Source organism: Roseburia sp. 1XD42-34 (genome assembly GCF_009917385.1).
GTDB lineage: Bacteria > Bacillota > Bacilli > Bacillales > Amphibacillaceae > Virgibacillus.
This window is the reverse complement of sequence record NZ_QWLJ01000098.1, coordinates 1-710: the sequence shown is the minus strand read 5'-3', so window position 1 is coordinate 710 and position 710 is coordinate 1. Positions and strand designations below refer to the sequence as shown.

The window sequence follows — 710 nt, the reverse complement described above, 5'->3', positions numbered from 1 at the left end:
TAGAGATTAGTCATCAATTTCTGAAACAACACCGGCACCGACAGTATGACCACCTTCACGAACCGTGAACTTGGTACCCTTTTCGATGGCAGCTGGTTGAATCAATTCAACGGTGAACGTTACGTTGTCACCAGGCATAACCATTTCAACGCCGTCTGGCAATTCAATAACACCAGTGATATCAGTGGTGTGGAAGTAGAATTGTGGACGATAGTTTGAGAAGAATGGCGTATGACGGCCACCTTCTTCTTTGCTCAAGATATAAACTTCACCCTTGAACTTCTTGTGGGTTTGGATCGAACCTGGCTTAGCCAAAACTTGGCCACGAACAACTTGTTCACGGTTAACACCACGTAATAACGCACCAACGTTATCCCCGGCTTCACCTAAGTCAAGTGTCTTACGGAACATTTCAAGACCCGTAACAGTTGACTTAAGAACATCTTCGTGTAAACCAACGATTTCAACTTCGTCGCCGACCTTAACAGTCCCACGATCGATACGACCAGAAGCAACAGTCCCACGACCAGTGATTGAGAAGACGTCTTCAACAGGCATCAAGAAAGGCTTTTCAGTATCACGAACTGGAGTTGGGATGTATTCATCAACAACATCCATTAAGTGCATGATAACCTTTTCTTGTTCTGGGTCGCCTTCAAGTGCTTTAAGCGCTGAACCACGGATAACAGGAATATCGTCACCAGGGAAAT

General features: G+C 45.2%; 1 protein-coding gene. It reads right to left on the bottom strand.

What is annotated here, in order from left to right; translation table 11 throughout:
- Nucleotides 1–6: 6 nt before the first annotated feature.
- The coding region (locus D1839_RS20220; protein WP_286168782.1) for an EF-Tu/IF-2/RF-3 family GTPase at nt 7–710 on the bottom strand (704 nt) is incomplete at its 5' end.